This is a genomic window from Pontibacter sp. HJ8 (assembly GCF_054824225.1).
Genome location: NZ_JSYF01000076.1, coordinates 1 through 7,903 on the forward strand (window position 1 = coordinate 1; position 7,903 = coordinate 7,903).

The 7,903-nt window shown below is 46.7% G+C and carries 8 protein-coding genes, 4 tRNA genes and 1 pseudogene; all 13 read left to right on the plus strand.

Features of this window, described 5'->3' with window-relative positions; genetic code table 11:
• A partial coding sequence (locus OB13_RS04635) for a M1 family metallopeptidase (protein WP_461488982.1) occupies positions 1-2,460 on the plus strand: 2,460 nt, incomplete at its 5' end.
• Between the two features lie 151 nt (positions 2,461-2,611).
• Positions 2,612-2,694, plus strand: a tRNA-Tyr gene (locus OB13_RS04640).
• Between the two features lie 38 nt (positions 2,695-2,732).
• Positions 2,733-2,805 (plus strand) — tRNA-Gly (locus OB13_RS04645).
• Positions 2,806-2,916: 111 nt separating this feature from the next.
• Positions 2,917-2,988, plus strand: a tRNA-Thr gene (locus OB13_RS04650).
• Positions 2,989-3,058: 70 nt separating this feature from the next.
• Positions 3,059-4,246, plus strand: coding sequence for an elongation factor Tu (gene tuf, locus OB13_RS04655; RefSeq protein ID WP_461488983.1), 1,188 nt, complete (start codon positions 3,059-3,061; stop codon positions 4,244-4,246).
• Positions 4,247-4,353: 107 nt separating this feature from the next.
• Positions 4,354-4,426 (plus strand) — tRNA-Trp (locus tag OB13_RS04660).
• 27 nt (positions 4,427-4,453) lie between these two features.
• On the plus strand, positions 4,454-4,645 hold the full coding sequence (gene secE, locus OB13_RS04665) for a preprotein translocase subunit SecE (RefSeq protein ID WP_461488984.1): 192 nt from the start codon (positions 4,454-4,456) through the stop codon (positions 4,643-4,645).
• Positions 4,646-4,654: 9 nt separating this feature from the next.
• On the plus strand, positions 4,655-5,212 hold the full coding sequence (gene nusG, locus OB13_RS04670; protein ID WP_461488985.1) for a transcription termination/antitermination protein NusG: 558 nt from the start codon (positions 4,655-4,657) through the stop codon (positions 5,210-5,212).
• Positions 5,213-5,224: 12 nt separating this feature from the next.
• Positions 5,225-5,668: a 50S ribosomal protein L11 gene (gene rplK, locus OB13_RS04675; protein WP_007654322.1), complete on the plus strand. Its 444-nt coding sequence runs from the start codon at positions 5,225-5,227 to the stop codon at positions 5,666-5,668.
• 16 nt (positions 5,669-5,684) lie between these two features.
• On the plus strand, positions 5,685-6,377 hold the full coding sequence (gene rplA, locus OB13_RS04680) for a 50S ribosomal protein L1 (protein WP_461488986.1): 693 nt from the start codon (positions 5,685-5,687) through the stop codon (positions 6,375-6,377).
• A 4-nt stretch (positions 6,378-6,381) separates the two neighbouring features.
• Entirely contained in the window at positions 6,382-6,906 is a 525-nt protein-coding gene (gene rplJ / locus OB13_RS04685; protein ID WP_461488987.1) for a 50S ribosomal protein L10, read from the plus strand.
• A 42-nt stretch (positions 6,907-6,948) separates the two neighbouring features.
• A complete protein-coding gene (gene rplL, locus OB13_RS04690) occupies positions 6,949-7,329 on the plus strand; it encodes a 50S ribosomal protein L7/L12 (protein ID WP_461488988.1) in 381 nt (126 codons plus the stop codon).
• Between the two features lie 158 nt (positions 7,330-7,487).
• Positions 7,488-7,903: pseudogene (gene rpoB, locus OB13_RS04695) on the plus strand (DNA-directed RNA polymerase subunit beta); the annotation flags it as partial.

Here is a 7,903-nt window from a genome sequence, read left to right on the forward strand (position 1 = left end):
AAGGCGGTGCCTGCCAACGGTCAGACCACGGCAGCGGCAACTGAGGCACCCGTGTGGGCTCCGAAAAACCATGCCTTCAATCCCTCCAGAACCAAAGTTCATGACCTGCTGCACACCAAAATGCGTGTTAGTTTCGACTGGGACAAGCAGTACCTGCATGGTATAGCGGAGCTGACGCTGAAGCCTTACTTTTATCCGCAGCAAACGCTCGTGCTGGATGCCAAAGGCTTCGACATACACAGCGTTAACCTGATGAATGGTTTTGATGCGAAAGAACTGAAGTATACCTACGATGGCATGAAGCTGGCCATCACCCTGGACAAGGCCTATACCCGGAACGAAAAATATATTATTGAGATAGACTATACCGCCAAGCCAAACGAACTGGCCCAGGGCGGCAGCGATGCCATCACGCAGGACAAAGGACTCTACTTCATCAACCCGATCGGCGCAGAAGCCGGCAAACCGCGCCAGATCTGGACGCAGGGCGAAACCGAAGCGAACTCGGCCTGGTTCCCGACCATTGATTCGCCAAACGAGCGCATGACGCAGGAGATCTACATCAACGTGGACCCGAAATTCACCACCCTTTCCAACGGCACATTCGTGTACTCGCGCAAAAACGCGGACGGCACCAAGACCGACTACTGGAAGATGGAACAGCCGCACGCACCTTACCTGGCCATGATGGCCATAGGGGAGTATGCCGTGGTAAATGATAAGTGGCGTAACCTGGAGGTAAATTATTATGTGGAGCCAGCCTACAAAGGCACTGCCAAAAAGATATTTGGCAACACCCCGGAGATGATGGAGTTCTTCTCCAAAAAACTGGGGGTGGACTATCCCTGGTCCAAGTACTCGCAGGTGGTGGTACGCGATTTTGTTTCCGGCGCTATGGAAAACACAACGGCCTCTACCTTTATGGAGGATCTGCAGCTGAACGAGCGGGAACTGCTGGATAAGAATTGGGACAATATTATCGCCCATGAGCTCTTTCACCAGTGGTTCGGCGACTACGTGACCACAGAGTCCTGGGCCAACCTGCCCCTCAACGAGGCCTTTGCCAACTATTCCGAATACCTGTGGGCAGAGCATAAATTTGGCGCTGATGAAGCGGCATACCTGCAGATGGATGAACTGGAGCAGTACCTGGAGGAAGCCCAGACGAAGCGCGAGCCGCTGATCCGTTACCGTTATGGCGACCGCGAAGACATGTTCGACAGCCACTCGTATGCAAAGGGCGGACGGGTGCTGCACATGCTGCGCAAGCATGTAGGGGATGAAGCTTTCTTTGCTTCCCTCAACCGCTACCTCACGCTCCACAAGTATACGGACGTGGAGGTGGCCGAACTGCGGATGGCTTTTGAAGACGTGACCGGCGAAGACCTGATGTGGTTCTTTGACCAGTGGTTCCTGAGCGCCGGCCACCCGGAACTGAAAGTAACGCATACCTATCAGAATGGCCAGCTCAGCCTGCAGGTAACACAGCAGCAGGATACTCTATACGCGCCCGTTTACCGCCTGCCCCTGAACGTGGCTGTATGGGAAAATGGAAAGCGCACCGAGCACCCGATCGAAATCACGAAAGCCAGCCAGACCTTTACCATTCCGGTATCCGCACAGCCCGAGTTGGTGTTATTCGATAGCGAGCAGCAGTTATTAGGTACTGTAGATCATACCAAAACCAAGGCAGAGCTGGTATACCAATTCAATCACACCAATCAATTCGGAGCTAAGCTCGAAGCCCTGGAAACGCTTGCCAAAGACCTTAAAAGCCCGGAAGTAACCAAAGTCCTGCAAACGGCTTTGAATGATAATTTCTGGTATATCCGCAGTGCAGCCCTGGACGCTGTCGGGCAGCTGAAAGGGGGAGAGGCAGCAGCTTATGAAGCGCAGGTAAGGAAATTGGCGCAACAGGACAAAAAAGGCGATGTGAAAGCCGGAGCGATACTGGCACTCTCTGGCTGGGGAGGAGATAAGTACAGGGCCTTGTATGAACGGGCCATGCGGGATAGCTCCTATAAAGTAGTCGCCGCAGGTATACTTTCTTATGCCGGAACTGATGCCCCGGATGTCGAAGCCAAGCTGGCATTTTTTGAGAAGGAGAAAAACGAAGAGGTGGTGCTGGCACTGGCATCTTTCTATGCCGTAGAGGGAGGACCGGAGAAGTATACCTGGTTCATGAAGCAGGCAAAGCAAACCAAAGGAAGCGGGTTGTTCTACCTGCTGCAGAGCTTTGGCGCCTTTCTGGCTGGGAACAGTGAAGCCAATACACCTGAAGCCACGGCCTTGCTGGCTGATCTTGCACAGCATCACAGTCTGTATTATGTGCGGATGGCGGCCTTCCAGACGCTGATGGTGATGTCCGAGCGGCCCGAGATCGTTGAGTTGCTCAAAGAGATCAGGCAAAATGAAAAGGATAAAAGGCTGCTGGAGCTCTACAATCAGCTTTCACTATAGGCTGGAGAAAAAAAGTTGAGAATTTTTCGGAGAATATTTGACTCTAAAGAAAAAGCGCTTAATTTTGCATCTCCTTAGAACAAGGAGGTGGTTCAGAAGCCACTTCTGAGGTGCTAAGAAAGACTGAAAAAGTCAGTCCAGTGTGTATTTTGGGGAGATTCCAGAGCGGCCAAATGGAACGGACTGTAACTCCGTTAGTGTAAACTTTCGCAGGTTCGAATCCTGCTCTCCCCACATTAGTAACCACGTGTTTTGGTTTAGTGAAATTTGAAGCGGGAGTAGCTCAGTTGGTAGAGCGATAGCCTTCCAAGCTATAGGCCGCGAGTTCGACCCTCGTCTCCCGCTCAATTGCAAATAACGTGCTGCTTGTCTTTACGGGTTCATTTAAAAGGAATTTCATGTAGATGGATTTCCTTTTTAGTATAAGCTCATTTTTAAGACAAGTGATGGTAAAATGCCGACGTAGCTCAGGGGTAGAGTACTTCCTTGGTAAGGAAGGGGTCGTGGGTTCAATTCCCATCGTTGGCTCAAAGCCCGTTACGTGTAAAGAAAGCGCAACATAACTTTAAACGTTTTATCCTTAATTTAATATCATACAATGGCTAAAGAAACATTTGACCGTTCCAAACCGCACGTAAACATCGGTACAATCGGTCACGTTGACCACGGCAAAACAACCTTGACTGCTGCCATTACGCAGGTATTGGCAAACAAAGGTCTGGCTAAGATGAGAGACTTCTCTTCTATCGATAACGCTCCAGAAGAAAAAGAAAGAGGTATTACTATCAATACTTCTCACGTTGAATACGCAACAGAGAACCGTCACTATGCACACGTTGACTGCCCAGGTCACGCTGACTACGTGAAGAACATGGTTACTGGTGCTGCCCAGATGGACGGTGCTATCCTGGTAGTTGCTGCAACTGACGGACCAATGCCACAAACTCGTGAGCACATCCTTCTTGCTCGTCAGGTAGGTGTTCCTCAGCTGGTAGTATTCATGAACAAAGTGGACATGGTAGACGATCCAGAGCTTCTTGAGCTTGTTGAGATGGAAATCCGTGAGCTTCTTTCTTTCTACGATTTCGACGGCGACAACATTCCGGTAATCCAGGGTTCTGCTCTTGGTGGCCTGAACGGCGACGCGAAGTGGGTAGGTACTATCGAAGCGCTTATGGATGCAGTTGATAGCTGGATTCCAATTCCAGCTCGTCTGACTGACCTTCCATTCCTGATGCCAGTTGAGGACGTGTTCTCAATCACTGGTCGTGGTACTGTTGCTACAGGCCGTATCGAGCGTGGTGTAATCAACTCTGGTGAGCAGGTTGAGATCCTGGGTATGGGTGCTGAGAACCTGAAGTCAGTAGTTACTGGTGTTGAGATGTTCCGTAAGATCCTTGACAGAGGTGAAGCTGGTGACAACGTAGGTCTGTTGCTGCGTGGTATAGAGAAAACTGATATCCGTCGTGGTATGGTTATCTGTAAGCCAGGTTCAGTGAAGCCACACACGAAGTTCAAGGCTGAAGTTTACGTTCTTTCTAAAGAAGAAGGTGGACGTCACACGCCATTCTTCAACAAGTACCGTCCACAGTTCTACTTCAGAACGACAGACGTTACTGGTGAGATCATGCTTCCAGAAGGAGTAGAGATGGTTATGCCTGGTGATAACATCACTATCGAGGTAAACCTGATCAACAAAGTAGCTATGGAGAAAGGTCTACGTTTCGCTATCCGTGAAGGTGGTAGAACTGTAGGTGCCGGCCAGGTAACTGAAATCCTTGACTAATACTATACTAGCAAGCCCGTTTCTGGAAATATTTCAGGGACGGGTTTGTTTTTAATATAGTTTTTAAATACATTTGCACTCCAATTCAAATTGGTGTGCATTTTTTTACGGGTGTAGCTCAATTGGTAGAGTAGTGGTCTCCAAAACCATTGGCTGGGAGTTCGAGTCTCTCCACCCGTGCAATTTAAATCTGTTAAAGCGAAGGCGATGAGCAAAGTAAAAGGCTATATAGACGAGACAGTAGAGGAAATGAGAAACAAAGTCTCATGGCCATCTTATTCTGAACTACAGAATAGCTCTGTATTGGTATTGATAGGCTCTTTGATATTTGCATTGGTTGTCGGTGCCATGGACTTTGTTTTTGATGCAAGCCTGTCTTGGTTTTACAACCAGTTTTAAGAAAAAGCAATGGCTGATTTAAAATGGTATGTAGTTCGAGCAGTAAGCGGACAGGAAAAGAAGGCCAAAGCTTACCTGGAGAACGAAATAGTAAGGCAAAACCTGGAAGAATACGTCCCTCAAGTATTGATACCTGCAGAAAAGGTATATGAGATGCGGGGAGGCAAGAAGAAGATCAGAGAACGGAACTTCTTTCCTGGATATGTACTGGTTCACGCCGACCTCTCACATGGTGAGGCAGAACACATTATCATCAGTACACCAGGTGTGATCGGATTCCTAGGTTCTAACGAAGGTGGTCAGAATAAAAAACCTGTTCCTTTGCGCCAGGCAGAAGTAAACAGAATTCTGGGTACTGTTGACGAGGCAGAAGAACAAACAGAAGTGCTCGATACGCCATTCCTGGTAGGAGAGTCGGTGAAAGTGATGGATGGTCCTTTCAGTGGGTTCTCAGGTACTGTGGAGGAGATATTTGAAGAGCGTAAGAAGCTTAACGTTATGGTGAAGATCTTTGGAAGAAACACACCGGTTGAGCTGAATTACATGCAAGTAGAAAAAGAATCGTAGTAAATACATATAATGGCAAAGGAAATAAAAGGTTACCTGAAACTTCAGGTAAAGGGAGGTGCCGCGAATCCATCGCCACCGATTGGACCTGCACTTGGTTCTAAAGGTCTTAACATCATGGAATTTTGCAAGCAGTTTAATGCAAGAACCCAGGATAAGCCAGGACAAGTGTTACCAGTGTTGATTACAATATACGCAGATAAGTCCTTCGACTTCGTTATTAAGACGCCCCCTGCTCCGGTATTGTTAATGGATGCTGCTAAAATTAAGGGAGGTTCAAAAGAGCCTAACCGTAACAAAGTAGGTTCAGTTACATGGGATCAGGTTAGAGAGATTGCAGAACTGAAAATGCCTGACTTAAATGCATTCAAACTGGAAGCAGCCATGAAAATGGTAGCTGGTACAGCAAGAAGCATGGGTATTACAGTATCGGGTAACGCTCCGTGGAACGAATAATTAGAGTTAAAGGATAATGGCGAAGATTTCAAAGAAAAGGAAAGCAGCTTTAGAAAAAGCTGACCTTACAAAAGAGTATTCTTTAACAGATGCGGCTTCAGTTGTAAAGGAGATCACCTTCACAAAGTTTGATGCCTCTGTTGATATCGATGTACGCTTAGGCGTTGACCCTCGCAAAGCCGACCAAATGGTACGTGGTATCGTTACCCTGCCGCATGGTACAGGTAAAGATGTCAAAGTACTGGCACTTGTTACTCCAGACAAAGAGCAGGAAGCTAGAGAAGCTGGAGCTGACTATGTAGGTCTTGATGATTATATCCAGAAAATTGAAAAAGGCTGGACAGATGTTGATGTGATCATCACCATGCCGGCAGTTATGGCCAAAGTTGGCCGTCTAGGTAGAATCTTAGGTCCCCGTAACCTGATGCCAAACCCAAAGTCTGGTACTGTTACGCAAGATGTAGCTAAGGCTGTTAAAGAAGTTAAAGCCGGTAAGATCGACTTCAAAGTTGACAAATATGGTATCATACATACAAGTGTAGGAAAGGTTTCTTTCTCTCCGGATCAGCTTGCTGCTAACGCAGCAGAAGTGATCGCTACACTGAACCGTTTGAAGCCATCTTCAGCTAAGGGTACTTACATCAGAAGCATCACATTGTCAAGCACAATGAGCCCGGCCGTAATCGTAGACAAGAACGCAACTATCTAAGAACATGACCAGGGAAGAAAAAGAGATAATTGTAAAAGACCTGAGCGAGAAGTTAGCCAACACTAACTATTTCTATATCACTGACGCTTCTACGATGACCGTAGCGAGCATCAACCAGTTCAGGAGAATGGCCTATGATAGAGGCCTGGAGTACAAGGTTTATAAGAACACTTTCATTAAGAAAGCACTTGATACACTAGAAGCAGACACTACGGATCTTGAAGGCGTATTGAAAGGTTCATCTGGAATCGTGTTTTCTGCAGAGTCAGGCAATGCTCCTGGTAAGCTTCTGAAAGACTTCAGAAAGAAGGGTAGCACACTTCCATTGTTGAAGGGCGCCTATATCGATGGCGGTATCTACGTTGGTGAGAACCAGCTGGACGCACTGGCAAGCATCAAGTCTAAGAATGAGCTTATCGGTGATATCATCGGCTTGCTTCAGTCTCCGGCTAAGAATGTGGTTTCTGCTCTACAGAGCAGCGGCGGCAAACTGGCAGGTATCCTGAAGACCTTATCTGAAAAAGAATAAATATAAAAACGTAATCAATAAGTAACTTTTAATTTCAATAAAATGGCAGATTTGAAAGCATTCGCTGAGCAGTTAGTAAACTTAACTGTGAAAGAAGTTAATGAACTAGCTACAATTCTTAAGGACGAGTATGGTATTGAGCCAGCTGCTGCTGCTCCAGTAATGATGGCTGGTGGTGGTGCTGCTGAAGGCGGAGCTGCTGCAGAAGAAAAAACTTCTTTTGACGTAATTCTTAAGTCAGCAGGTGCATCTAAACTAGCAGTTGTTAAGCTTGTAAAAGAACTTACTGGTCTTGGCTTGAAAGAAGCTAAAGAACTGGTAGACGGCGCTCCTAAAGCCCTTAAAGAAGGTGTTGACAAGAACGAAGCTGAATCACTGAAGAAATCTTTGGAAGAAGCTGGTGCTGAAGTAGAGGTTAAATAATCTCACTTACCAACATACCGATAACAGGTAGACCTGGCAGTTTCGTCAGGTCTTTTCCTGTTTGTACACGGATTCATAAAATGGATCCTTTTTTTGCACGTGGCTGTTTTAGTAGCTATGTGCTGGAATCATATTGTAAACGTTAAAATTCCAAGGCTTTGGCTAAGAATAAAACGACAGAGCGAATCAATTTTGCCTCTATAAATCCGGTTATTGACTACCCTGACTTCCTGGATGTTCAGTTACAGTCATTCCAGGACTTCTTCCAGTTGGAGACTCCAGCTGAGAATAGGGCTCAGGAGGGTTTGTTCAAGGTGTTCGCTGAGAACTTTCCGATTTCTGATTCACGAGAGAACTTCGTACTCGAATTTATCGACTACCATATCGACCCGCCAAAATACTCAGTAGATGAGTGTATTGACCGAGGTCTTACTTATTCGGTTCCGCTTAAAGCTAAACTTCGCCTGATCTGTAATGATGAGGATAACGAGGACTTTGAGACAATCGAGCAAGAGGTTTTCTTAGGAAACATACCATACATGACTGAAAAAGGCTCCTTTGTAATCAATGGGGC

Coding starts and splice junctions, on each gene's coding strand:
- tuf (WP_461488983.1), top strand. CDS start 3,059: ATGGCTAAAGAAACATTTGACCGTTCCAAACCGCACGTAAACATCGGT.
- secE (WP_461488984.1), top strand. CDS start 4,454: ATGAGCAAAGTAAAAGGCTATATAGACGAGACAGTAGAGGAAATGAGA.
- rplA (WP_461488986.1), top strand. CDS start 5,685: ATGGCGAAGATTTCAAAGAAAAGGAAAGCAGCTTTAGAAAAAGCTGAC.
- rplK (WP_007654322.1), top strand. CDS start 5,225: ATGGCAAAGGAAATAAAAGGTTACCTGAAACTTCAGGTAAAGGGAGGT.
- rplJ (WP_461488987.1), top strand. CDS start 6,382: ATGACCAGGGAAGAAAAAGAGATAATTGTAAAAGACCTGAGCGAGAAG.
- nusG (WP_461488985.1), top strand. CDS start 4,655: ATGGCTGATTTAAAATGGTATGTAGTTCGAGCAGTAAGCGGACAGGAA.
- rplL (WP_461488988.1), top strand. CDS start 6,949: ATGGCAGATTTGAAAGCATTCGCTGAGCAGTTAGTAAACTTAACTGTG.